22 protein-coding genes are annotated in these 23,594 nt (G+C 71.1%); 9 read left to right on the top strand and 13 right to left on the bottom strand.

Going from position 1 to position 23,594, the window contains the following annotated elements; genetic code table 11:
* Positions 1-49: 49 nt before the first annotated feature.
* From AB0N84_RS00110 to AB0N84_RS00100, 3 genes are all read right to left on the bottom strand, one after another.
* A complete protein-coding gene (locus tag AB0N84_RS00110; RefSeq protein WP_363542951.1) occupies positions 50-3,034 on the bottom strand; it encodes a hypothetical protein in 2,985 nt (994 codons plus the stop codon).
* 452 nt (positions 3,035-3,486) lie between these two features.
* Positions 3,487-3,780, bottom strand: a complete 294-nt coding sequence (locus AB0N84_RS00105) for a hypothetical protein (RefSeq protein WP_363542949.1) — start codon at positions 3,778-3,780, stop codon at positions 3,487-3,489.
* 130 nt (positions 3,781-3,910) lie between these two features.
* Positions 3,911-4,546, bottom strand: coding sequence for a hypothetical protein (locus AB0N84_RS00100; RefSeq protein WP_363542947.1), 636 nt, complete (start codon positions 4,544-4,546; stop codon positions 3,911-3,913).
* A gap of 410 nt (positions 4,547-4,956) precedes the next feature.
* Between AB0N84_RS00100 and AB0N84_RS00095 the strand changes: the two genes are divergently transcribed.
* Positions 4,957-5,187 (top strand): hypothetical protein, encoded by a 231-nt coding sequence (locus AB0N84_RS00095; protein ID WP_363542945.1) that lies wholly within the window; start codon positions 4,957-4,959, stop codon positions 5,185-5,187.
* 70 nt (positions 5,188-5,257) lie between these two features.
* Here AB0N84_RS00095 and AB0N84_RS00090 read toward each other — a convergent pair whose 3' ends face one another.
* On the bottom strand, positions 5,258-6,235 hold the full coding sequence (locus tag AB0N84_RS00090) for an SDR family NAD(P)-dependent oxidoreductase (RefSeq protein WP_363542943.1): 978 nt from the start codon (positions 6,233-6,235) through the stop codon (positions 5,258-5,260).
* Complete coding sequence (locus tag AB0N84_RS00085) at positions 6,232-7,200, bottom strand: alpha/beta fold hydrolase (protein ID WP_363542941.1); 969 nt, start codon at positions 7,198-7,200, stop codon at positions 6,232-6,234. Before AB0N84_RS00085 ends, AB0N84_RS00090 begins: the two co-directional genes overlap by 4 nt.
* 121 nt (positions 7,201-7,321) lie before the next feature.
* On the opposite strand from AB0N84_RS00085, the gene AB0N84_RS00080 reads away from it, so the two are divergent.
* On the top strand, positions 7,322-7,933 hold the full coding sequence (locus tag AB0N84_RS00080) for a TetR/AcrR family transcriptional regulator (protein WP_363542939.1): 612 nt from the start codon (positions 7,322-7,324) through the stop codon (positions 7,931-7,933).
* Here the strand turns inward: AB0N84_RS00080 and AB0N84_RS00075 are convergent.
* Together AB0N84_RS00075 and AB0N84_RS00070 are read right to left on the bottom strand one after the other, a co-directional pair.
* Positions 7,917-8,546: a DUF1345 domain-containing protein gene (locus tag AB0N84_RS00075; protein WP_363542937.1), complete on the bottom strand. Its 630-nt coding sequence runs from the start codon at positions 8,544-8,546 to the stop codon at positions 7,917-7,919. The genes AB0N84_RS00080 and AB0N84_RS00075 overlap by 17 nt on opposite strands.
* 50 nt (positions 8,547-8,596) lie before the next feature.
* Positions 8,597-9,220: a LuxR C-terminal-related transcriptional regulator gene (locus AB0N84_RS00070; protein WP_363542935.1), complete on the bottom strand. Its 624-nt coding sequence runs from the start codon at positions 9,218-9,220 to the stop codon at positions 8,597-8,599.
* A 220-nt stretch (positions 9,221-9,440) separates the two neighbouring features.
* Between AB0N84_RS00070 and AB0N84_RS00065 the strand changes: the two genes are divergently transcribed.
* Genes AB0N84_RS00065 through AB0N84_RS00055 form a run of 3 tightly spaced genes read left to right on the top strand, consistent with a single transcriptional unit; the run spans position 9,441 to position 12,228 of the window.
* Entirely contained in the window at positions 9,441-10,592 is a 1,152-nt protein-coding gene (locus tag AB0N84_RS00065; protein WP_363542933.1) for a glutathione-independent formaldehyde dehydrogenase, read from the top strand.
* A 2-nt stretch (positions 10,593-10,594) separates the two neighbouring features.
* Positions 10,595-11,062: a hypothetical protein gene (locus AB0N84_RS00060; RefSeq protein ID WP_363542931.1), complete on the top strand. Its 468-nt coding sequence runs from the start codon at positions 10,595-10,597 to the stop codon at positions 11,060-11,062.
* Between the two features lie 35 nt (positions 11,063-11,097).
* Entirely contained in the window at positions 11,098-12,228 is a 1,131-nt protein-coding gene (locus tag AB0N84_RS00055) for a zinc-dependent alcohol dehydrogenase (RefSeq protein ID WP_363542929.1), read from the top strand.
* Between the two features lie 112 nt (positions 12,229-12,340).
* Here AB0N84_RS00055 and AB0N84_RS00050 read toward each other — a convergent pair whose 3' ends face one another.
* The 6 genes from AB0N84_RS00050 to AB0N84_RS00025 all read right to left on the bottom strand — a co-directional run bounded on the left by AB0N84_RS00050 (position 12,341) and on the right by AB0N84_RS00025 (position 18,135).
* On the bottom strand, positions 12,341-13,108 hold the full coding sequence (locus AB0N84_RS00050) for an ATP-binding cassette domain-containing protein (protein ID WP_363542927.1): 768 nt from the start codon (positions 13,106-13,108) through the stop codon (positions 12,341-12,343).
* On the bottom strand, positions 13,108-13,914 hold the full coding sequence (locus AB0N84_RS00045; RefSeq protein WP_363542925.1) for an ABC transporter ATP-binding protein: 807 nt from the start codon (positions 13,912-13,914) through the stop codon (positions 13,108-13,110). Before AB0N84_RS00045 ends, AB0N84_RS00050 begins: the two co-directional genes overlap by 1 nt.
* Positions 13,911-14,825, bottom strand: a complete 915-nt coding sequence (locus AB0N84_RS00040) for an ABC transporter permease (protein ID WP_182047504.1) — start codon at positions 14,823-14,825, stop codon at positions 13,911-13,913. Before AB0N84_RS00040 ends, AB0N84_RS00045 begins: the two co-directional genes overlap by 4 nt.
* Positions 14,822-15,784, bottom strand: coding sequence for an ABC transporter permease (locus tag AB0N84_RS00035; RefSeq protein WP_363542922.1), 963 nt, complete (start codon positions 15,782-15,784; stop codon positions 14,822-14,824). Before AB0N84_RS00035 ends, AB0N84_RS00040 begins: the two co-directional genes overlap by 4 nt.
* 61 nt (positions 15,785-15,845) lie before the next feature.
* Complete coding sequence (locus AB0N84_RS00030; RefSeq protein WP_363542920.1) at positions 15,846-17,345, bottom strand: ABC transporter substrate-binding protein; 1,500 nt, start codon at positions 17,343-17,345, stop codon at positions 15,846-15,848.
* A 46-nt stretch (positions 17,346-17,391) separates the two neighbouring features.
* The gene (locus AB0N84_RS00025; RefSeq protein ID WP_363542918.1) at positions 17,392-18,135 is read right to left on the bottom strand and encodes a DUF1684 domain-containing protein; all 744 of its coding nucleotides are present in this window, start codon (positions 18,133-18,135) and stop codon (positions 17,392-17,394) included.
* A 215-nt stretch (positions 18,136-18,350) separates the two neighbouring features.
* Between AB0N84_RS00025 and AB0N84_RS00020 the strand changes: the two genes are divergently transcribed.
* From AB0N84_RS00020 to AB0N84_RS00005, 4 genes are all read left to right on the top strand, one after another.
* Positions 18,351-19,460, top strand: coding sequence for an acyl-CoA desaturase (locus AB0N84_RS00020; RefSeq protein ID WP_363542916.1), 1,110 nt, complete (start codon positions 18,351-18,353; stop codon positions 19,458-19,460).
* A 315-nt stretch (positions 19,461-19,775) separates the two neighbouring features.
* Positions 19,776-22,610: a non-ribosomal peptide synthetase gene (locus AB0N84_RS00015; RefSeq protein WP_363542914.1), complete on the top strand. Its 2,835-nt coding sequence runs from the start codon at positions 19,776-19,778 to the stop codon at positions 22,608-22,610.
* Between the two features lie 279 nt (positions 22,611-22,889).
* Positions 22,890-23,348 (top strand): Asp23/Gls24 family envelope stress response protein, encoded by a 459-nt coding sequence (locus AB0N84_RS00010; RefSeq protein ID WP_363542912.1) that lies wholly within the window; start codon positions 22,890-22,892, stop codon positions 23,346-23,348.
* Positions 23,341-23,532, top strand: a complete 192-nt coding sequence (locus AB0N84_RS00005; protein ID WP_069712986.1) for a DUF2273 domain-containing protein — start codon at positions 23,341-23,343, stop codon at positions 23,530-23,532. Before AB0N84_RS00010 ends, AB0N84_RS00005 begins: the two co-directional genes overlap by 8 nt.
* Positions 23,533-23,594: the final 62 nt, after the last annotated feature.

The raw sequence follows: 23,594 nt of genomic DNA, 5'->3' as shown, positions 1-23,594 counted from the left end.
ACGCTGATTCGAGGGGCGATGAACTCGTTGGTTGAGACTGCTGCCAACGTTAGGGTGCAGGAGTCCTAAGTGCGGTTCGGACGCTGTATGCGGGGTCGGCGGCGAGCAGATCCTCGACTTCGGCATGGATGCCGTCGGGCTGCTGCGCGAGCGCTCGGGCGAGGGCCCGCCTAACGCGCGCATCAGGGTCTCTCGCAAGCCTTGGGCCTAAGTGCTCCGGCTTGCCATGTTCCGACCAACGCAGTGCGACGAAACTGCGGATCGCCCAGCCTTGCACCGCGAGGAATGTCAGATCGTCGTCGACGGTGTCGCCGAGTCGTTGCAGCGCGATCGTTGGCCAGTAGTCCGCGTCCTCGCCCAACAGCGAGTACACAACGCGCCGCACCTCTTTGCGCTCGGCGTCAGTCGAAGCGAGCGTGGCTGCGAGCGCTAGTGCTTGCCCACGGCTGTGTTGCGGCATGCCATTCATGCGGAGGCCGCCGAGCTTGTGGGTGAACTGCTGATTCATCTCGTCGTGCTCTGATGGTGTGGGAGAGACGGCGAGTCGCAGCGCGGTAGGGAAGTGCTTGGAGCGTTGCGCCTCGTCGAGATGAGGGGCGAGATTGCTCGCGGCTACCAGGTAATCGCCCCGGTCGCTGGAGCTGAGATGAGGATGATCTGCTCGGACGAGAAGCTCCGTGACGGCCGTGTCGAGTGAGCCTGCGTCGAGGTGGCTGATGAGCAGTGAGTCTCTGACCGCGCCCGTGCCAACGCTGTAGACGCCTGTCTCGTATGTGAGTGGCGTGGTGAGTCGTGCCAGTGCGTTGGCGGCAACGGCGCTGTCTGTGGCTTTTGGATCGTCCAGCGCCAGAGTCTCCTGAGCCCAGCTGTTGCCCTCCTCGGCGAGTTCGGCGAGTTTGTCGTGCGCGAGTGTCGCGTGTGCGGCGATCGCTTCCCGGGCAGTCTGACTCCGGCCTCCCTGCGCACGTGCAAGGAGGGGCACGAGGTGTGCGATGGCACGCGACGCCAAGCTCGGATGGGTGAGCGCGATCCTGGCGACCGTAAGGGCCTCATCGTCATCGTGATACCGGTAGTGGTTCTCTTCGACGGCGGGCTGTGCGACGAAGTGCGTGAGGACGGCGTCCGCGGCGGTCAAATCGAGACGTCCGGCGATTCCAGCTAGTGCCTTGATGGCGTTGTTGTATCGCGACGTAGCAAACCAGCGCAGGTCAGGGTAGGTGCCCTTCTCCGCGGCGTCGAGCTCGGCTGTGATGCGCGTGGCGATGAGATCGACCTGATCGTCTGGCACGAGGTCTGCCTGCGTCCCCAGGAGTCGATAGGCTGCGCCGACCGTCCAATAGTTTGGAGCGTCGAGGTCCGGAGTGATGTCGATGAAGTCAGAGGTCAGGGACTTTCCAAGAGCCTCGATCTGTTTGGTAGCCCCGACTCGGGCGAGGTGGTGGGCGGCGAGAGCGGGCTCGTCCGACTCGATGAGGATTGACGCGAGCGCTCTCCTAGCGCGGTCCTCGCCCACCCAGTCGCTTGTGGTGATGGCGTCGCGTAGTGCTCGCTGTGCGGAGATGGAGGCCGATCGCAGGTTCCCCTCACTCAGTGCGGCCAGCGCGTCTACGTACGCGTCGCTCGAGGTTGGAAGAAGCGGCCTGGAACTACCCATCTCCCGCACTGCCGTCTGCAGGGGGAGTAGCTCATTGCTGGTGAATGGGTTCCAGCGCGAGCGGAAGGCGCGTCGGCTGAAGATCCAAGTCGATGCCTCACCCCACTGCGAGGCCAACGAGGCGGCACCGGATGCCTCGTCCCACGCGAGATCAGCCTCGCGGAACTTCTGGTGCAAGGCGAGACTTCGCGCGTGGCGTGCAGTGACGAGGCCGGATAAGCCGTACCCCGTCTTCAGCTTTCGTGCGTCGTCGAGAAGCTCCGTCCACTCACCGGTTGACTCTGCGAGAAGGATGCGGAGCCGCACGCGCCGAGACTCATCGACCGCGGGGAGTAACGAGTACTCCGAGAACGAGGGCACGGCTTTCGTCAGCCACTCCGACTGATCACCAGCGAGCGCAGTCTCGCCTGCCAACAGGACGAGACGAGCCTGATCTAAGGGATCTCCCGTCCGCAGGCTGGCAACTTCTGGAACGTGACCGAGCGGGTTCTGGTAGAGGTTGATGGCCGTCTCGAGCACCCGGCGATAGCGAGCCACGGTCTCGTCGGCGTCCGCCGAGCTCGGCAGTTCGTCGAGTCGAGATCGGGTCATTTGGGCGGTCGTTGACAGACCCTGGTCCAACGCCACCCAGAAGTCGTCGAGGATCTGACGCGCTGCCTCATCAGCTCGTCCCACAACCGCCAGAAGGCGGACGCGCTCCTTGTCGTGCGTCGAGGCGTGGGGACCGAAGCCCGCGCTCCGGAGAGTCGACTGGCCCTCCTCGACGAGGGTGAGCGCGTCAGCAGGGACGGTCGTGGCGGCCGCCTTCTCGAAGAGAACCTGTGCGCCGGTTGATACTTCTGGTGTGCGCGCGATCGCCTCACGGACAGCCGCCGCGTCCGCGGACGGCACATGCGCGAGGCCAACTTCGAACGGCAGGCAGAATGCCTCGGCGGTGGGTAGACCGAAGTACTCGATCACGATCTCGGGACGATTACGCAACAGTGTGGAGAGCTCCTGCGCATCCCACAGGTCAAGGACGATCGGGTACAGCGCCTTGCGCTGTACTGCCAACTCCTCGACTGCACCGGTGCTCTTGACCGCACACGCGACGCCGAGGATTAGGCGCTCGACCTCGAAGGGGCGCTTCGTGTCACGGAACTTCTTGATCGCAGCCGTCAGATGCGACTTGTTGAAGCGCTTGTAGTCCTTGCTCTGGAGTGCGACGCCGTCTCCGTCCGGCGCTAGGGCCACGATGTCGAGTCCGAGCTGGGCCTGACCGCGGTCGCCGTAGAGCTGAGCGTCGCGCAGTCCCTCGACATCTCGCATCATCCGGAGTTGGAGCCGCTCAAAGTCCTCCCAACCGAGGGATGTGAAGGGCAGCTCGTCGAGCTTGCCCATCACCGGCGCTGGTGTCGTGACGGATGGCGAGGAGTAGAGAGGCGACGCGAGGGAGAGAGGTTTCCAGTCAGCCACGTTTCTCCCGCCCGCTCACCTGTCGATTGCGTCCTCAGCAGGCCGGATCCGACCGCCCCCATCATAGAAGCGATGGCGCTCCTCGTGATTCAGCTTCAACGTAGCGGCTTCCAGACGGTCCTGGCCCTCGTTAGGCAACGAAGAGCCCGAGGGCAAGAATTGCCTGATGACGGGGCTCTCATGGACGCGCGGGCAGCGTCAGAGGATAGGCCGCTGCTCGTCAGGGGATACGGCGCCGTCCTGCGATCCGAAGACCCGCGCGGGCTCAGGCTTTGGCGAGTTCTTAAGACAGCCCACCGAAGCGGATGCTCGAGCACCCCGTGACGAAGCGAGGCCCGCAACCGGACGGTTGCGGGCCTCGCTTCGTTGCTCCGCGATCAGGGTCGACGTCGAGGCGTGCCCTCGGGTGGAAGCGCCGCGACGACGACCGCACCGAGGACGAGCACGGCCGTCGCGACGTGCCCCCACACGATCGGACCATGGGACGCGCGAGCCGTCACCGCGATCAGTGCGACGATCGCGGACCCGACGAAGACGGCCGTCGCGGACCGTCGTCCCACGGGAGCTCGGAACCAGGTCCGCCCGGGACGGATCAGCCTCGGCACGGTCGAGGTGAGCAGGATCGCAGCCACGAAGCCGATCCCCATCACCGGGCTGACCGCGGCGTCCACGGCCGGGGCGATTCCCGGAGCCGCGAGCGCCGCGAATCCGAGTGAACTGATCAGCAGCCCTGTGCGAGTACGCGGTGCAAAGCTCGATCGCGTGACAGTGGTCATCGTCCGCACTCCGTCCTCTCGAAGGTCACTGCCGGCACGGCTCGATGACCGGCCAGATGGGCGCCGCAGTCGTCAACCTGCGGATGCCGGCGCACCTGCCCTGGTTGACAGCCCGGTTGGCCGTGTCGACCATGATCCCGACCCCGATCGCGCAGGCCCACGCGGCCGGCCCGCAGAGTGCTGCGATGATGGCACTCGCCGCCGCGGACCCGGTGGCCATCGTCTTCGTCTGCGCTCGACTCATGAGCGCAGTGCAGTGCAGGAGGTTGCACTCGAACGTCGTGAAGGTCGTGATCGGCCCGTCCGCTCCCGAGACAGTGATCGGCACTTCTGACGTCGTGCGCTGAGACCCGTCCGCGAAGGTCGCCACGCGCGAGGTTCCGCCATCGGGGAGCGTCGACTCGATCACGGACACCGGATGGGCTTCGAGACGCTCGGAGTCGGCACGTCGCCCTGACTGCAACTTCGCGATCAACGAGTCCTGCGCGCTCGCCGAGATGCCGGCGTCGGTCATCGCTGCTCGCATGGCTGCGGCTTCCTCGGACGTGATGCGAGCTTCTGCGGCATCAGCAGGTCCGGCGATGAGCATCGACCCGACCACGGCTGCTGTGGCGGCCGCGACGAGGCTGAAGCGAGCGGGCTCGGCGGTGAAGTAGCTCATGGTGGTCCTCCCGTGTCCAGCTGCGACGCTGGGCCTGGCATCTGCCTGACACGGCCCATCTTGCACGTGGTACGTCACATTCACAATGCCTTCCAGCTGCTAGTGATTCCCGGAAGGGTGACGCACGGTTGCTGCCGAACTGCGCGTCATCGAGCAGTCCCCGGTACACACCGCGACCGGCGTCGTCGCGGAAGCGGCAGCGGCAGCGGCACTGTGTCGCCGCTCGAGGGCTCAAGAGCAGCAGCAAGCCATCCGACCGTGGCACCAGGCTCGGCACGGTGAGCACCGGGACCGCACCGGCTGGTGGGACGCAGCACCCGCCGGACGGGAGGCGCGGGGCGGCCCGGCCACGCGCCTCCCGTCCGGCGGATGCGAGACGCCACCGCGACGGCGGCGGTGGCCTCGCGCTCGTGATCGCGACGAAGCAGCGGAGCCTCCTCGAACGACTCGTCGGCAAGCGCCTGCCGTGGCTCGAATGGGTGTGGGCCGCCCCGGCGGTCGTTTGGATCGTCGTGGCCGTCGCCGAGCCGTCCGGCTTCCACACGGTGATGGCGGTCGTCTGGTCGCTCCTCGCCGTGGCCCAGATCGGAGCGTCCGTCCGCGCTGGTCGACGGGCGCGGAGCGCTGGTCCCACCGGGTAGGAGGACGAGATCACGCGCTGATCGCGCGGCATCGACGCCACCGGCCAGACTCCGGGCCCCGCCGTCGACCTCAACCCGTCAGCTGCTCGCTGACCGCCCACAGCCGACGGGCGTCGTCGGGGTCGAGCATCGCGGAGGAGGCGTCGGCGGGGATGCTGTCGGCGGTGAGCGGCCGTACCTCGTCGTCGATCCGCGCGACGTCGCCGTCCTTGAGGTAGACGCCGCCCAGCCCGTCGAGCAGCGGACTCGCGGCGCCGAGGACCAGGGTGGCCGCGCCCTGCTCGACGGTCTTCTTCCCGTTGTCGGGGTCGACGACCGTCTCGCCGTGCTCGTCGACGAGGCCCTGCTCGCGGTAGGCCGCGATCCGGTCCGGAGCGTGCGGACCCGGACCGATGACCACACCGGGGTGTGCCGCGAAGGCGCGGATGCCGTCCTCGGCGTGGCGACGGTCGAGCTCGACCGTGAAGAGCACGTTGGCACGCTTCGACTGGGCGTAGGCGGCACCGGCGTCGTACCGTCGGGCGAAGGCGAGGTCGTCCCAGTGGATCTGCCCGATCCGCGCGGCGCCGGACGTCACCGTCAGCACGCGTGCCCCGTGCGCTCGCCGGAGCGCTGGGAGGAGCGCCCGGGTGAGCTGGAAGTGCCCGAGGTGCGACGTCGAGAAGGCCCGCTCGTTGCCGCGGGCGTCGACGAGCCGCTCGGCGGTGAACAGCAGGGCGGCGTTGTTCACCAGGGCGTGCAGGGGGCGGCCGGACATCACCCACCGACGGGCGAACGCGTCGATCGAGGTCGGCTCCGTGAGGTCGAGCTGTTGGACCTCGACCCCGTGGATGCCGGCCACCGCGGCAGCGGCCCGCTCGGTGTCGCGTGCCGCCACCACCACCGACGCACCGGCCGCGGCGAGCGAGCGGGTGACCTCGCGTCCGAGGCGCCCGTGCCCCCCGGTCACGACGACGTCGCGTCCGGTGAGGTCGACCCCGCGGAGGACGTCGTCGGCCGTCGAGGATGCGGTGAAGCCGGTGGGGACCGGGTGCTGGTCGTCGATCACGCTGCGGAGCCTTCCGTGAGGTCCCCACCGCGGAGTCCGGAGCGGAGCGGTGTCGTCGGGGCGGAGTCGAGGGAACCCACGGGTTCGGTGGTCGTCGCCGCGAACTCGGCCCACGCGTCCGGTTCGACGTCGAGGGCGGTGCGGAGGAAGGCGGTCGTCGCGCGACGGACGAGGTCGACGCGTTCGGGGCTCTCGTCGGTGGTGGCCGTCGACGCGTAGTCCTGGATGCCGCCGAGACTGTGCTCACCGCCGTGGAGCGTCACGAGGTGCCGTGCGCCGGGGCTCCGGTGGTACACGTCGGTGAACCAGTCGGGTCCGCGCGTCGAGAGCGCCGACTGGTCGTGGTCGCCGGCGACGACGAGGGACGGGGTGGTGAGCCCGGTGAAGTCCGGGTCCATGAAGGCGAAGTGTTCCTGGGCGAACGGCACGAGGTCCCCCCGCGCGACGCCGGTGGTGGCCAGGAGCACACCCGCTCGCACGCGGTCGTCCGTGCGGTCCGCGCCGGGACGTCCCTCGGCGTCGAGGACGCGGGCACCGAGCAGCATCCCGACCGACTGCCCGCCCCACGAGTGCCCGACGACGGCGAGACGGTCGGTGTCGACGCGCTCGCGGAGGCCGGGCAGGGACGCGACGAGCGTGTCCACCTCGTCGATCACGTGCACGAGGTCGTCGACCCGGTGCTGCCAGATGACCGGGTACCGCGGGTCGGTGGGCGTCAGGCCGAGCGTCGACGAGTCGAGGAACGTCGGCTGGACGACGACGAAGCCGTTCGCGCTCCAGTGGTCGACGAGCGGGTCGTAGCTGGTCATGGATCCGCCGAAGCCGTGGGCGAGGACGATCACGGGGAGGTCGGTCCCGGTCGTCGGTGCGGTGACCCGCACCGCGAGGTCGGTGCCGCGGTCGGGCGCGGGGAGCAGGACGGGGCGGATGCTGAGGACGGGGGACGGTGACGTTGATCGGGACACGGGGGCCTCTCGAGCGGAGCGGAAGGGTCGGACCCGCCGAACGATACGGAACGTTGATCCGTTTCGCAAGAGGAAACGGAACACGGTTCCGACGAGGCGCAGGACATGGCAGGATCGGAGCGTGCCGCCGTCCGCCCCCGCTCCTGCCCCCGTTCCCGAGCCGTCCCGGCGTCGGGACGTGCAGCGCAACGGACAGGCCCTCCTCGACGCCGCGGCCGAGGTCTTCGCGCGGTCCGGCGTGGGCGCTCCGGTGCGCGAGGTGGCAGCGGCCGCGGGGGTCGGCGTCGCCACCCTGTACCGGCACTTCCCGACGCGGTCGGACCTCGTCGTGGCCGTCTACCGCCACCAGATCGACGGCCTGGCGGCGTCCGGACCCGCGCTGCTCGCGTCGGAGCCGACGCCGTTCACGGCCGTCCTGCGCTGGGTGCACGAGTTCGTGGACTTCCTCGGGACGAAGCACGGGCTGGCGCGCGTGTGGGACGGCGACGCAGCCGGGTTCACGGCGCTGCACACCCTGTTCGTCGACCGTCTCGTCCCCGTCCTGGCCGACCTGCTCGCGGCCGCACGCGGGTCCGGTGACGTCGTCGCGGAGGTGACCCCCTACCAACTCCTCCGGGCGGTCGGCGACCTGGTGGCGTTCGCGCCGGGCGACCCGGACCACGACGCCCGTCGGATGGTGACCCTCCTCGTCACCGGTCTCCGGCAGGAGCAACCCCTCATCCGCCCTGCGTGAGCCCGGTGATGAGGTTGATCGCGACCGCCACCACGAAGGTGCCGAAGAAGTAGGACAGGAGCGCGTGGCCCATGGCGATGCGGCGCGACGGGGTCGACGACTGCGTGATGCTGCTCGCGCTGTAGGCCATCCCGATCGAGAACGCCGTGAAGGCGAAGTCGCTGTAGGCCGGCTCCTCGTCCTGGTCGAAGTCGAATCGGTGGTGGTCGTCGAGGTAGTACATCCGTGCGTACTTGAACGCGTAGACCGTGTTGACGAGCGCCCAGGCCGCCACGACCCCGACGACCGCGAGGATCGCGGCGACCGACCCGACCAGGTCCTGCTGCTGGCTGCGGACGAGTGCGAACACCACCAGGACCAGGCTGAGGAACGTGGCGGTGATGATCAGCACGTCGACGAGCCTCCTGGACCGGTCCTCGTGCCGCGCGAGCGCCCGGGTCCGGCCGGGGTCAGCGGGCCACGCGCGGCGCCATGCCCAGGTGAGGAACACCGCCGACGCCACCACCCACCCCAGGAGCGGCGCCAGGTCGGGCACGCCCGTGAGCACGGCGACCGCCGCCACCGCGAGCCCGACGAGCGCGGCGATCCCGGCCTGCATCGAGAGGTGTGACATGACGGTGCCTCCTGGTGTCCTGACGGTGGTCCCGGTGCGCGGCGCTCGCGCTACCCGACGGGGACGTAGAGGCCGGCGCGCTCGGCGCGGACGGCTGCCAGCGTCCGCGACGTCGCGTCGAGCTTGAAGAGGATGTGCTCGACGTGCGCGGCTACGGTCCGCGGAGCCACCGCGAGCGCTCGGGCGATCTCGAGGTTCGAGCAACCCTCGACCAGGTGCCCCAGCACCTCGAGTTCGCGCGGCGTCAGGCCGCGCAGCCGCGGGGCGGGCGACAGGACGACCACGCCCCGGGCCGCCGGACCGAGTGCCCCGTCACAGGCGAGCACCGTCACCCGGACGTAGCCGTCGGGTGACTGCCGGCACCCGCGCGGCCAGAGGAACGAGGCGTGGTCCGCCCCGTCGCGGATCGCGTCGTCCGCGGCGGCGACCACCGCGGAGCCGGGGCCGAGGAGTTCGTCGACGCGCAGGCCCGGGAGGGGGACGACGCGGCGTCGGGAGAGCAGGGCAACACCCGCCCGGACGCCGTCGACGAGTGCCGCCGAGGCTCCGAGCCCGCGGATGAGGCGGTCCTCCGCCGAGGAGGCCCGGGTCGCTTCGACGACCTCGGCGTCGGGACGCTCCTCGGGTGCGATGTCGTCCGGCCCGACGAGCCGGAGCGCTGGTCTCGGTGTCACGGGTGGCGGCCCCCTCGGACGATCGGTGACGGGTACGGAGCGAGCTGTCCGTTGCGTGCTGGCCTACCACCGGGGCGCTGGCGCGTGCCCGTCGGCCGCGCATTCGCGTGGGCAGGTCTGCCGATGGCGGCTCCGCTCCCGACGACCGGACACTGAGCCGTCGGGTGACCGACCGAGCCGCGTCCACCGCCGGACGGGCCGTACCTGGAAGGAGGACACCATGAGAGCAGTCGTCTACGAGGGGCCACGGAAGGTCGCGGTGCAGGACGTCCCGGATGCGCGGATCGAGCGCCCGACCGACGTGCTGGTGCGCATCACCACGACGAACATCTGCGGATCCGACCTCCACATGTACGAGGGTCGGACCAGCTTCGAGACCGGGCGGTGGTTCGGGCACGAGAACATGGGCGAGGTGATCGAGGTCGGCCCCGGCGTCGACGAGGTCCGGGTCGGCGACCACGTCGTGCTGCCGTTCAACGTGGCGTGCGGGCACTGCAAGAACTGCGAGCGCGGGCTGACGAACTACTGCCTCACCGCGCAGCCCGTCCCGGAGTGGGCCGGCGCTGCCTACGGGTTCGCCGACATGGGTCCGTGGGCCGGCGGTCAGGCCGAGCTGCTGCGGGTCCCGTGGGGTGACTTCAACTGCCTCCGGCTGGGCGAGGACGCCGAGGAGAAGTCGGCCGACTACGTCATGCTGGCCGACATCTTCCCGACCGGGTACCACGCGACCGAGATGGCGGGCGTGCAGCCGGGCGACCAGACCGTGATCTACGGTGCCGGACCCGTCGGTCTGATGGCGGCGCTGTCGGCGACCATCAAGGGCGCGAGCAAGGTGATGGTGGTCGACCGGCACCCGGACCGACTCCGGTTGGCGGAGTCGATCGGCGCGATCGCGATCGACGACTCGAAGGTCGACCCGGTGCGGGCCGTCCTCGAGCAGACGATGGGGCTCGGCGCCGACAACGGGTGCGAGTGCGTCGGCTACCAGGCACACGATCCGGGTGGGGACGAGCAGCCGAACCTGACGCTCAACCGCCTGGTCCAGTCCGTGCGGTTCACCGGGCGCATCGGCACCGTCGGCGTGTTCGTCCCCCAGGACCCCGGCGGTGCGGACGAGCTGGCGAAGCAGGGACAGGTCGCGTTCGACATCGGCCTGCACTGGTTCAAGGGCCAGACGATGGGCACCGGACAGGCACCCGTCAAGAAGTACAACCGTCGGCTCCGTGACCTCGTCGCCGCCGGGAAGGCGTCACCGTCGTTCATCGTGAGCCACGAGCTGCCGCTCGACCAGGCTCCCGACGCCTACGAGCACTTCGACGACCGGGACGACGGCTGGACCAAGATCGTGCTCAAGCCCGGCAAGGCGGCCTGACCGTGGCCGACGGGAAGGCCGCTGCCGCGGTCGGGCTCGGTGTCGCGGGTCTGGCGGCGGGCCTCGTCGCCCGCTCGCTGGTCAGGAAGGGCCGCGCCTCCGACGGGGACGCCCCGCACCCGGAGGGGTGGAAGGCCGTCACCGTGCTCGGCGACGCCGAGGCGTTCCGGAGGGGGGGGTACCCGGAGCCGTTGCGACGGCTCGCCGACTCGCTCGAGGTCCGGATCGAACCCGCACCGGGCGACAAGGGCTTCGAGGTCCACGCCCGGTTCCGAGCCGACGCCGACCCGGGCTCGGGAGACGACCCGGGGAAGGTCCTGCGTGCGGCACTCCGTGACGCCAAGCAGGTGTTCGAGACGGGCGAGGTCCTACGCGGGACGCCGCGGCCGCACGGCGAACGACCGCGCACGCTGCTCGGCGGCGCGGTGGACGCGGCAGAGGACGATGCGAAGGGCGAGGGTGTGCTGTGAAGGCGCTGTGCTGGACCGGAGTGAACGAACTCTCGGTGGAGACCGTGGACGACCCCGGGATCCTCAATGCCCAGGACGTCATCGTCAAGGTGACACTGAGCACGACGTGCGGGTCGGACCTGCACCTGCTCGGCGGGTACGTGCCGACGATGCGTGCCGGTGACGTGCTCGGACACGAGTTCATCGGTGAGGTCGTCGAGGTCGGCTCGGAGGTGCGGAAGCACGCGGTCGGCGACCGTGTCGTGGTCTGCTCGTTCATCAGCTGTGGGAGGTGCTGGTACTGCCGCAACGAGCTCTACTCGCTCTGCGACAACGGCAACCCGAACGCGGGGATCCCGGAGATGCTGTGGGGGCAGGCTCCCGGTGGCTGCTACGGCTACTCCCACGCGCTGGGGGGCTGGGCCGGCAGCCACGCCGAGTACATCCGGGTGCCGTACGCCGACCAGGGAGCGTTCGCCGTCCCCGAGGGGGTCAGCGACGAGCGGGCGCTGTTCGCCTCCGACGCCGCGCCGACCGGGTGGATGGGCGCGGACCTCGGAGGCGTCCGGCGCGGTGACACCGTCGCGGTGTGGGGTGCCGGTGGTGTCGGGCAGATGGCGGCGCGTGCATCGCTGCTGCTGGGCGCCGAGCGGGTCGTCGTGATCGACCGCTTCCAGGAGCGGCTCACGCAGGTCGAACAGGTCATCGGGGCGGAGACGATGAACTACGAGACCAGCGAGGTGACCGCCGAGCTCCGGGAGCTCACGGGAGGTCGCGGCCCCGACGTGTGCATCGAAGCGGTCGGGATGGAGGCGCACCGGGACGGACCGGACTTCGCGTACGACCAGCTGAAGCAGCAGCTCCGGCTGCAGACCGACCGACCCACCGCGGTGCGGGAGGCGGTGTTCGCGGCGCGCAAGGGCGGCAGCCTCTTCGTCCTCGGCGTCTTCGGCGGGTTCGTCGACAAGTTCCCGCTCGGGGCCGTGATGAACAAGGGACTCACGCTCCGGTCCGCGCAGCAGCACGGGCAGCGGTACATCCCGATGCTCCTCGAACGGATGGCGCGCGACGAGATCGTCACCGAGCACCTGGCGACGCACGTCATGCCGCTCGACGACGGGCCCGACGGCTACGCGATGTTCAAGGAGAAGACCGACGGGTGCGTCCGGGCGGTCTTCCGCCCCTGACGGTCGCCGGCCGCTCCGCACCGGGTCCGCACGGTGCGGAGCGGCCGGACCGGGTCCGCACGGTGCGGAGCGGGCGGACCCGGTCCCTGACGATGCCCCACCGCACCCGGTGTCAGACCGGCAACCGCGGCACCGCGTCCAGCAGTGCCCGCGTGTACGCCGACTCCGGCTCCGCCAGCACCCGCCCGGTCGTTCCCGACTCGACGACCCGGCCGCCGCGCAGCACCACCGTGCTCGCGCACAGCCGTGCCACGACCGCCAGGTCGTGTGACACGAGCACGATCGTCATCCCGTGCTCCGCCGCGAGGCGCTCGAACAGCTCGAGCACCGCCACGCGGGTGGTCAGGTCGAGCGCGCTGACCGGCTCGTCGGCGATTAGCACCCGCGGCCCGGACACGACGGCCCGGGCGATCGCGATGCGCTGCCGCTGGCCGCCGGAGAACTCGTGCGGGTAGCGCCGGCCGGCGTCCCCGTCGAGCCCGACGTCGCGGAGCGCGGCCTCGATCCGGTCGGACGCCTCGGCCCCGGACGCCACGGCGAGCGACCGGAGCGGCTCGCCGACGATGCGGTCCACGCGCTGCCGGGGGTCGAGCGACGAGTACGGGTCCTGGAAGACGGGCTGCACGGCGGCACGGAAGCGACGCATGCCGGCCCGGTCGCGCAGGTCGAGCGGTGCGCCGTCGAAGGACACGGACCCGGTGTGCGGCGCGGCCAGCCCGAGCAGGAGCCGGAGGACGGTCGACTTGCCCGCCCCCGACTCACCGACGATGCCGACGTGCCCGCCGGGCGGCACGGCGAACGACACGTCGTCGAGTGCGAGGCCGGTGTTCCGGCCCGGGTACCGGTACGAGACCGCGTCGAGTGCGAGCAACGGGTCCATCAGGCACCCCTCCGTCCGGCGTCGAGCGCGTCCTGCAGTGCCCGGGCGCTCCCGACGAGCCGCTGCGTGTACGGCTGGGCGGGGGACCGGACGACGTCCTGCACGGGGCCCTCCTCGACTGTCCGACCGTGCTCGAGCACGAGGACCCGGTCGACGGTCCGCGCGACGACGGGCAGGTCGTGGCTGATGAAGAGCAGTCCCATGCCACGGTCGGCGACGGCGCGGTCGAGCAGGTCGAGCACCTGCGCCTGCACGGTCACGTCGAGGGCCGTGGTCGGCTCGTCGGCGATGAGCACGCGGGGCCGGCAGGCGAGCGCCATGGCGATCGCGACCCGCTGCCGCTGCCCGCCGGACAGCTCCCACGGGTACGACCGGACCACGCGGTCCGGGTCGGGCAGGGCGACGTCGGTGACGGCTCCACGGACGGCGGCGCGGAGCTCCGCACCGCGGAGTCCCCGGTGCCGTCGCAGCGGTTCGGCGATCTGGTCGCCGGCGCGCATGAGCGGGTCGAGGGCGGTCATCGGCTCCTGGAAGACCGGTGCGACGGCGCGGCCGCGCACACCCCGGAGCGTGCGCTCGGACGCGCCGACCACCTCGACGTCGCCGACGCGGACGGACCCGGACGCGGTGAGACCGGCGGGCAGCAGGCCCTGCACCGCCAGGGCGGTCAGCGACTTGCCGCTGCCGGACTCGCCGACGATGCCGAGGCGCTCGCCGTCGCCGACGGCGAAGGTGACGCCGTCCACGAGGACCGCGCCGTCGGCGCTGGTGATGCGCAGGTCGGTGACCTGGACTGCCGGGGTCATGCGGGCCTCCCGTCCGTCGCTCCGGTCTCGGTGGCCGCGGCCGCCGGTCCGGCCTGGAGGCGCGACCCGCGTCCCCGGGTCGCGCCGCGTCCGCGACGGGTCGGGTCGGCGACGTCGCGCAGCCCGTCCGCCAGCAGGTTCGCGCCGATCACGAGCACCACCAGGGCGATGCCGGGCGCGAGGACGCCCGCGGGGGCCTCGAAGGCGGTCTGCTGCGCGTCCTGCAGCATGCGTCCCCAGGACGCGTTCGGCGGCGGGGCGCCCAGGCCGAGGTACGACAGGCTCGCCTCGGCGAGGACGGCGAGCCCGAACTGCAGCGCGAGGTTCACGGCGAGGGTCGGCCAGGCGTTCGGCAGCACGTGCTGCACGACGATGCCGGCCCAGGACGTGCCGGACGTGCGGGCCGCGGTGACGTAGTCCTGCCGCAGCACGCGACGGGCGAGGATGCGGACGATGCGCGCGACGACGGCGGACATCACGAGTCCGATCGCGACGATCGCGGTGCCGAGCGATGCGCCCCGGGCGGCCACGAGCAGCATCGCGACGAGCAGCGTCGGGAACGCGATGACGATGTCGAGCACGGCGGACAGGGTGTCGTCGAGCCACGGGCGGGCGAAGGCGGCGACCAGGCCGATCGCCGTGCCGAGGAGCCCGCCGAGCAGGACCGCGCCGAGGCCGGTCGCGAGGGCGATCCGCGCGCCCACCAGCAGTTGTGACGCGAGGTCGCGGCCGAGGGTGTCCGTGCCGAGCCAGTGCGCTGCGCCCGGTGGGGTCAGTCGACCGCCGGTCGTGTCGTACAGCGAGTACGGCAGCCAGAACAGGGACACCACGGCGGTGACGAGGACGATGCCGACGAAGACGGCGCCGACGACGAGCGACACGGAGCGGCGTGCCGAGCGGCGGGCGCTCATCGATTCCCCGAGACGGTCGCGCGCAGGCGCGGGTCGACGATCCGCTGCACGACGTCGGCGGCGAAGCCGATGACGAGCACCGCGACCGTCGAGACGAGGAGCACGCCCTGGATGCTCGGGTAGTCGTGCTGCTCGATGCCGGTGATGAGCATGCTGCCGAGGCCGGGCAGGGCGAACACGCTCTCGACGACGACGGTGCCGAGGAAGGTCGACGCGAGCTCGATGCCGAGCACGGCGATCACGGGGACGACCGCGGACCGGACGCCGTGCCGGAGGAACGCCGACGCGGTCGACGCCCCGAGGGCCCGGGCCGTGCGGATGTGGTCGGCGCCGAGGACGTCGAGCACGGCGCTCCGGACGTAGCGGGCGATGGACGCGGTCATGACGACCGCGACGGTGATGATCGGCAGGGCGAGGGACTCGAGTGCGTCACCCGGGTACGCCCAGTCGTCGCGGGGGAACCCGCTCGACGGCAGCAGTCCCCACTGCAGCGACACGACCTGCACGAGCAGGATGCCGATCCAGAACACCGGGACGGCGACGCCGAGCTGGGTGATGCCGGACAGCAGCACGCCGTACCAGCGGTCGGCCCGGGCCGCGGCGACGAAGCCCACCACGCTCGCCAGCACGACGGCCACGACGAAGGCGATGAGGGTCAGCGGCACGGTGACGACGAGCCGCTGCGCCAGGTCCGGCAGCACCGGCAGGCCGCTCGTGAACGAGGTGCCGAGGTCGAACCGCAGCATCTGCCCGAGCCACGTGGCGAACTGCTGCGCCAGCGGCAGGTCGGAGCCGACCGCCCGCCGGGCCGCCTCGACCTGGTCCGGGGTCGCGTTGGCGGCGAGCAGCGCGTTCGCCGGGTCGCCCGGCAGGATCCGCAGGAGCGCGAACACCACCACGAGTGCCACGAGCAGGGACACCACGAGGATGCCGAGGCGGCGGAGGACGTAGCGGGTCATGCGGGGGAGCGGGATCCTGTCGGGCTGGCGGTGCTGTCGGTTCTGTTCGGCTGGGCGGGGACTACCCGACGGTGATGCCGGAGACGGGGAACTGCGAGTTCAGCCCGTTCTTCCAGTATCCCGTGACGTCCTTGTCGGACACGACGATCTGCGGGTACAGGTACAGCCAGTCGCTGGCCGCGTCCCGCACGATCTGCTCGTTCGCCTGCTTCAGCAGCGCCGTCTGCTGGTCCTCCGAGGACGCCTGCTCGGCGTCGCTGATGTCCTTCTGCACGTCGGTGTTGTCGTACCCGAAGTAGAAGTCCGGGTTGCCGTAGAACACGACGTCACGGTCGTTGACGTGCTCCTGCAGCGTCGCCTCGAAGTCGTGCTGCTGGTACACCTTCGTGTACCACTCGTCGGCGCTGATCGAGTTGACCTTCACCGTGACGCCGACCTTCCGCAGCGCGCTCTGCAGGTACTGCGCGACGGCGGGGTGCGGGTCGTACGTCGGGGTGTCGAGCGTGAAGGTGAAGCCGTCCGCCTTGCCGGCCTCGGCGAGGAGCTCCTTCGCCTTCGCCGGGTCGTACGCGTTGACGCTCGTCAGGTCCTCGTACCAGGGGTCGGTCGGCGGGACCATCGAGCCGTTGACCGTGCCGTAGTCGCCCCAGATCGCCTTGAGCAGTGCCTTGCGGTCGACGGCGGCCGAGATCGCCTGGCGGAGCTCCACGTCGGTGAAGGGGCCCTGGGCGTCGTTGAAGGCGAGGAGCTCCTTGGTCGTGGACTTCCCCTCGCTGACGGTGTACTTGCTCGTGTCCGCGGTGAAGCGGGACAGGGCGTCCGGCGACTGGATGCTCGTGACGACGTCGACGCTGCCGCTGGCCAGGGCGTTCGACAGGGTCGAGGCGCTCGTGAAGTACTGGAACTCGACGCCGCCGTTCTTCGGCTTCTCACCCCAGTAGCCGGAGAACGGGTCGAGGGTCAGGGAGGACCCGCGCTTCCGGTCGGCGAGCTCGTACGGACCGGTGCCGTCCTCCTCGGTCTTGAGCGACTTCTCGGCCGACGGGACGATCCACACGTAGGACAGGTTGTAGACGAACGAGATCGACCGCTGCGACAGGTGCACCACGACGGTGTCGTCGTCCGGGGTGTCGATCGCCTTGATGACGGCGAGGCTCGACTTGCGCGAGGACTGCGAGTCCTCGGCGGTGACGCGCTCGATGCTGCTCTTCACGTCGGCGCTCGTCATGGTGCCGCCGCCGTGGAAGCGGACGCCCTTGCGGAGCGTGAAGGTGTAGGTCAGTCCGTCCTCCGAGGTGTCGTACGACGAGGCGAGCAGCGGCGTGACGTCGCCGTCGTCGCCGAGGCGGAACAGCCCCTCGTACACGTTGTCCTGGAAGGCCTCGTTGACGCCCTGGCCGCCGCCGTCGACGTTCGACAGGTTCGTCGGCTCGTAGAGCGAGCCCACGACGACGGTCGCGTCGGCGCCCGACGACGACCCGCCGTTCGCGGACGAGCAGCCCGCGAGGGCGAGGGCGAGGGCGACGCCGGTGGCGACGATGGGGAGGGTGCGGGACTTCACGGGACTCCTGGTGGGGAAGCGGGGGGTCGGGGAGGGTGGGGCGGGCTCAGCCGCGGTGTGCGACGTACCGCTCGCCGGCGTGCACGGGCACGTGCAGTCGGTTCTGCGCGGGCGGGAGCGGGCAGTTGTACTGGTCGCTGAAGCCGCACGGCGGGACGAAGGCGTGGTTGAAGTCGAGGACGACCGCGGACTCCTCGCCGGTCGACGACCCCTCGGGCCGCTCGACGAACAGGAAGCGTCCGGTGCCGTAGGTGCGCTCGGCGTCGTCGGTGCTGCGGTTCGTCGGGTCGCCGAACACGAGCAGCAGCGTGCCGTCGTCGTCGAACGCGCTGAGGCGGTACTCGCGACCGTCGATCGTCGCGGTGATGTCCCCGGGGACGACGAGGTCGCGCGTGCTGCCGGCGGCGTCGCGGAGGTGCTCGTAGGGGATCGTGCGACCGGGCTCGGCCGGGGTGAAGCGCGCCTCGATGCGCCACGCGGGGTCGTACGGGAAGACCGGGGTGCCGTCGTAGGAGCGGTTCGCGGGCGACTCGGCGTCCCACAGGCGGTACCCGTGCTCGGGTGCGCCCGTGTCGATGTCCTTCCGGTGCACGGCCGTGGCGGTCACCGAGGCCGGCTGGCCGACGAGGACCTGCTCGAGGTCCGGCTCCGCGCCGTCCGGCAGCCACGTGGTCTGCACCAGCGCCAGGTCGCCCTGCGGTCCGGTGACCCGCTGTCGACGGGCCTCGCGCCAGGCGTGCCAGGAGGCGGGCTCGGGGACGGACGTGGGGGAGGGCTCGACGGTGCTCACGGGTCCGTACAATCGCACATCACCTGTCGGGCATTCCCGCGCGGCGTCATCCGGGGCAACACGCCCGCCCGCGGACGGGCCCGCTCGCGTTCTCCGGACTCGCCGCGGAACGCCAGGCGGTTCCCCAGGTCGCGACCCTACGGTTCTCGGAAGCGCGGATGCGTGAACTCCTCGGACCGGTCGAAGGATCGCTCACCACGGAAGGTCGGTCCCCGATGACCACGACCCCGCTCGCCCCCGGCTTCACCCGCACCCGACCCGGCCCCGGCAGCCGCAACGGCACCTCGACCTACTCGGCGTTGCTGGCGCAGGTGAAGGAACAGGGACTGCTCCGTCGCCGCACCGGGTTCTACTGGTCGGTGTTCGGCAGCCTCGTCGTCGGCCTCGCGCTGGCGTGGGTCGCGTTCGCCTTCCTCGGCGACTCCTGGTTCCAGCTCATCGTCGCCGGAGCGCTCGGCGTGATCTTCACCCAGTTCGCCTTCCTGTCGCACGAGGCCTCCCACCGTCAGGTGTTCGCCTCGCAGAAGTGGAACGACCACGCGGGTCGGTGGCTCGGCACGTTCATGGTGGGCCTGAGCTACTCGTGGTGGATGAACAAGCACACCCGCCACCACGGCAACCCGAACACCGTGGGCAAGGACCCGGACATCAGCCCGGACGGCATCCGGTTCCTGCCCGAGGACGCCGCCGCGGTCCGCGGGCCGATCTTGCGGACCTTCACGCGCTTCCAGGGCTGGCTGTTCTTCCCGCTCCTCACCCTCGAGGGCCTCAACCTGCACCGGTACGCGGTCGTCTCGATCGTCACCGGCAACGGGACGAAGGCCGACCGCAAGCACCGCTGGCTCGAGGCCGCGATGCTCGTCGCCCGCTTCGGCATCTACCTGACGGTCGTCTTCTGGTTCCTGCCGTTCGGCATGGCCTGCGCGTTCCTCGGTGTGCAGCTCGCCGTGTTCGGCGTGATGATGGGCGCCTCGTTCGCCCCGAACCACAAGGGCATGCCGACGATCGCGCACGACGCGAAGGTCGACTTCTTCTCCCGCCAGGTCCGCACCTCCCGCAACATCCGCGGGGGCTGGTGGGTGTCGTTCCTGATGGGCGGCCTGAACTACCAGGTCGAGCACCACCTCTTCCCGTCGATGCCGCGGCCCGCGCTCAAGCAGGCCCGACTGCTCGTCCGAGACCACTGCGACACCCTCGACGTGCCCTACACGGAGACGACGCTGTTGCGCTCCTACGGCATCGTCGTCCGCTACCTCAACCGCGTCGGACTCGCTGCCCGCGACCCGTTCGCCTGCCCGATGGTGACGCAGCTCCGCATCCACTGACGCGCGCTGCGTCCGCATCCACTGACGCGCGCTGCGTCGGAGCCCGCCCTCGCCGGTGGACCGGTCGGCGCAACGCGTCTGTGAACGACGACGAGCACGTCGCACCACGTGATCACGTGGTGCGACGTGCTCGTCGTTGTTCCGAGCCCCCGCGACCCCCGGTGCGGGAACCCGCGGCACCGCGCACCCCGCCGCTCCGCCCGCCTGCGGGAAGTCGCAGGTCTCCGCGGGTTCCCGCACAGCCCGTCCGCAGGAGCACGGCGCCGGGTTAGCGTCAGCCGACCACAGTCCGCAGCACGGTGAACAGGGGCCCGCATGCTCATCTCGACCGACACCACGGGGGCGGCATCGGCGCCGCACCCCGACGACCGCACCACCCGGGTCGTGAGCGCCGGGAGCACGGCGCGCGACGTGTCGGCACCGGCAGGGGCTGCGAGCAGCACGACCACCGCACCGGACACCGAGACCTCCGTCCTCGACGGCCTCGCCGCCGTCGCCGAGCGCGCACCGGACTCGCTCGCGCTCGTCGACGAGCACGGCGAGACCACGCACGGCGAGCTCGACCGCACCGCCCGCGCGCTCGGCCTGCTGCTCCACGAGCGCCTGACGCCCGACGACCACTCCGGTCGCGGTGTCACCGTCGAGGCGGGCGTCGAGACCGTCCCCGTCGGCACGATGGTCGGGCACGGGGCCGCGTCGGTCGTCGCGCTCCTCGGACTGCTCCACGCCGGTCGGGTCATCGTCGCGCTCGACCCGTTCCTGCCCGAGGCCCGTCTGCAGCACGTGATGGCGCTCGCCGGGATCGTCGACGTCGTCGCGGACGTCGAGCACGCCGACCGCGCGGCCACGCTCGTGCCCGCGCACGGTCGGGTCCTGCCCTTCGAGGACCTGCTCGGCGAGGCCCGCGTGATCGCCGCGACCCCCGGCGACATCGCCGTCGTCCCCGGGGCCCGCGACCGCGGCGGGCGCGACCCGATGGACATCATCTTCACCTCCGGCTCGACCGGTGCGCCGAAGGGCGTCACGATGACGCACCGGCAGATCGTCGTCGACACCGTCGCCCAGCGCGCGTCCTTCCGGTTCGTGCCGGAGGACCGGATCGCGTCGGTCCTGCCGCACGGGTTCGCGGCCGGCTTCACGCTGGTCCTGTCCGCGCTGCTCGCCGGAGCGTCCCTGCACGTCGCCGACCCCCGGAAGACCGGTGTCGACCGCCTCGTCACGTGGGTGCACGACGCCGGCCTGACGACGCTGCACACCACACCGCACCTCGTCCGCTCGATGACCGGTGCCCTCGACCCGTCGGACGACCGACTGCGCGGCCTGCGCCTCGTGGCGACCGTGGGCGAGGCGGTGACCGGCACGGACATCGCCGGCATCCGCCCGCTGCTCGGAGCGGAGACGTCGTTCTGCAACTGGACGGGATCGAGCGAGACCGCCGTGTACGCCGTGCACGAGATCCGCGCGAGCGATCCCGTCCCGGAGCGGAGCGTGCCCTCCGGCCGGATCGTCACCGGCAAGCGCATCGAGGTCCGCCGTCCCGACGGCAGCCTCGCCGACCCGGGCGAGAGCGGCGAGGTCGTCTGCATCTCCGACGCGATGACGAGCGGCTACTGGGGTGCCCCCGAGGTGACCGCGACCCGTGCGGGGACGACCGCCGACGGCACCCCGACGTGGGCGATCGGCGACCTCGGACGCTTCGACGAGCACGGCGTGCTCACGCTGCTCGGTCGCGCCGACGACGCCGTGAAGGTCCGCGGGTACCTCGTGGAGCCCAGCGAGGTCGAGGCGGCGCTCCGGACGGTCGACGCCGTGCTCGAGGCCGTCGTGATCGCCGTCAAGGCACCGCCGGCCCCGACCCGGCTCGTCGCGTACGTGGTGAGCCGGCCCGGACGCCGCTCGCCGTCACCGGCCGCGATCCGCAAGGCACTCCGCGAACTCCTGCCGGACTACATGGTGCCGACGTCGATCGTGCCGCTGCCCGCCCTGCCGCGGAACGAGCGCGGCAAGGTCGACCGGGCAGCGCTGCCCGAGGCCCCGGCGCTCGGCACGACCGTCGGCGAGGACGGCGAGGAACTCGGCGAGGACACCTACGACCAGTGGCAGCTCGCGGTCGGGCAGATCTGGGCCGAGGTCCTCGGCCTGCCCTCGGTCGGCCCGCTCGAGCTCCCCGCCGTCGGCCTCGACAACGACTTCTCGGCACTCGGCGGCGACTCGCTGTCCGCGGAGGAGATGCTCGCCGCCGTCGCCGACCGGCTCGGTGTCGACGTGCCGTCCTCGGAGCTCCTCGAGCACCCGACCCTCCGCACCTTCACCGCGCGGATCCGCCTCGGCGCCGCGGCGGTCCCGAGCCACCCGGACATCGTGACGCTCACCGCACGCGGTGGCGACGGTGCCGAGCCGCTCTTCTGCGTGGCCGGCGCGGGGGCGCTCGCGCTGACGTACGTCCCGCTCGCCCGGCACCTGGGCGACCGCCCCCTCTTCGCGTTCCAGCAGCACGGGCTCGAGCGCCGCGCACTGCCCGACCGGAGCATCGGCGCGATGGCCCGCCGCTACATCGAGCTCATGCGCGTCGTGCAGCCGCAGGGGCCGTACACGCTCGTCGGTCACTCGTTCGGTGGCCTGGTCGCGCTCGAGATGGCCGCGGTGCTCACCGACGCCGGCCACGAGGTCCGTCGGGTCGTCCTCCTCGACACGTTCCTGCCCGAGCAGGCGTCCGAGCAGGCCGACGTCGTCGAGTTCGGCGAGCTCGACCTCGGGCGCCCGGCCAGGAGAGCGCTCCCCGGCGCGCTGCAACGGGCGGCGTCCGGGACGGCGTTGCTCCGGAGCAAGCTCGACGCTCCGTTCGCGCGCATCGCCCGCCGGGCGCGCGGCCACGGCGCCGGGGTCTTCCGCTGGGAGGGGCAGCGGCACTTCCGCGCCTTCTTCGACCACGCGCTCCTCATCTCGCGCGGCTACGAGCCCCGCCCCTACGACGGCCCCGTCACGCTCGTCATCGCCGACGGCAACGAGTCGGGTCCGGCGCGGTGGGCCCGCTACCTCCGTGGCGAGGTCGACGAGGTCCGCGTGCACGCCGAGCACAGCTCGGTCCTCCGGGAACCGCACGTCGACCAGGTGGCGACGCTGATCACGGCGCAGCTCGCCGCGCACTGAGCCCCCTGACGGACGGGAGGCGCTGCACCGGACCGGTGCGGCGCCTCCCGTCCGTCGTCGCGCGCCTTCCGGTCCGAACGCACCGACGCTGTCCGGTTGCGCACCACAACGACGGGCACGAGGCGCGATCGGGGGACAAGATCGACCCCTGAGGCCTGTTTCCTGGGGAATCGCCGGACGCGGAACGGGGGACGTGACGAACCTCGGTGTCACCCCGTCTCATCCGTGAACAGCAACCGCTGGGAACGTGTCCCGGCGGGTCTCGAGAGGAGCATGAACATGGCTGACACCACCACCCCCACCCCGGCCACGACGGCGACGCGGACGACCGGTTCGCAGGCGAACGGTTCGGGCACGTCGGGCAAGACCACGATCGACGACACGGTCGTGTCGAAGGTCGCCGGGATCGCTGCGCGTGAGGTGAACGGTGTGCACTCGCTCGGTGGCGGTGCCGCTCGTGCGATCGGTGCGCTGCGTGACGCGATCGGGCAGCGTGACCACGGTCAGGGTGTGAAGGTCGAGGTCGGTGAGAAGCAGGTCGCCGCTGACGTCGTGATCGTCGCGGAGTACCCGGTGTCGCTGCAGCAGGTCGCGGACGGGGTGCGTTCCTCGGTCGCGCGTGCGTTGCAGCAGATCGTTGGCATGGAGGTCGCGGAGGTCAACGTGACCGTGCAGGACGTCTTCATCCCGGGTGACGACGACGACAACGACGACAAGAAGGAGTCCCGCGTTGAGTAACACGCTGATCGGTGCCCTGATCGGGGCGATCCTCGCCGTCGTGGCGTTGCAGTTCGGGTTCTGGGGCTTCGTCCTGGTGGTCGTGTTCGGTCTGGTCGGTGCCCTCGTCGCGGCGCTGGTGACCGGGAAGATCGACCGGGGTGCCCTGACTGACGTGCTGACCGGACGCCGGAGCTCCCGGTGACCGCCGGCCCGGCGAGCACCGGCTCGGGAAGCGTCCCGGCAGGCGCCGTCCCGGGCCGCGTG

Origin of the sequence: Curtobacterium sp. NPDC089185 (assembly GCF_040685235.1) — a bacterium.
Lineage (GTDB): Bacteria > Actinomycetota > Actinomycetes > Actinomycetales > Microbacteriaceae > Curtobacterium > Curtobacterium citri.
Note: the sequence above shows the minus strand (reverse complement) of the source record. Positions and strands in the feature narration are given on the sequence as shown.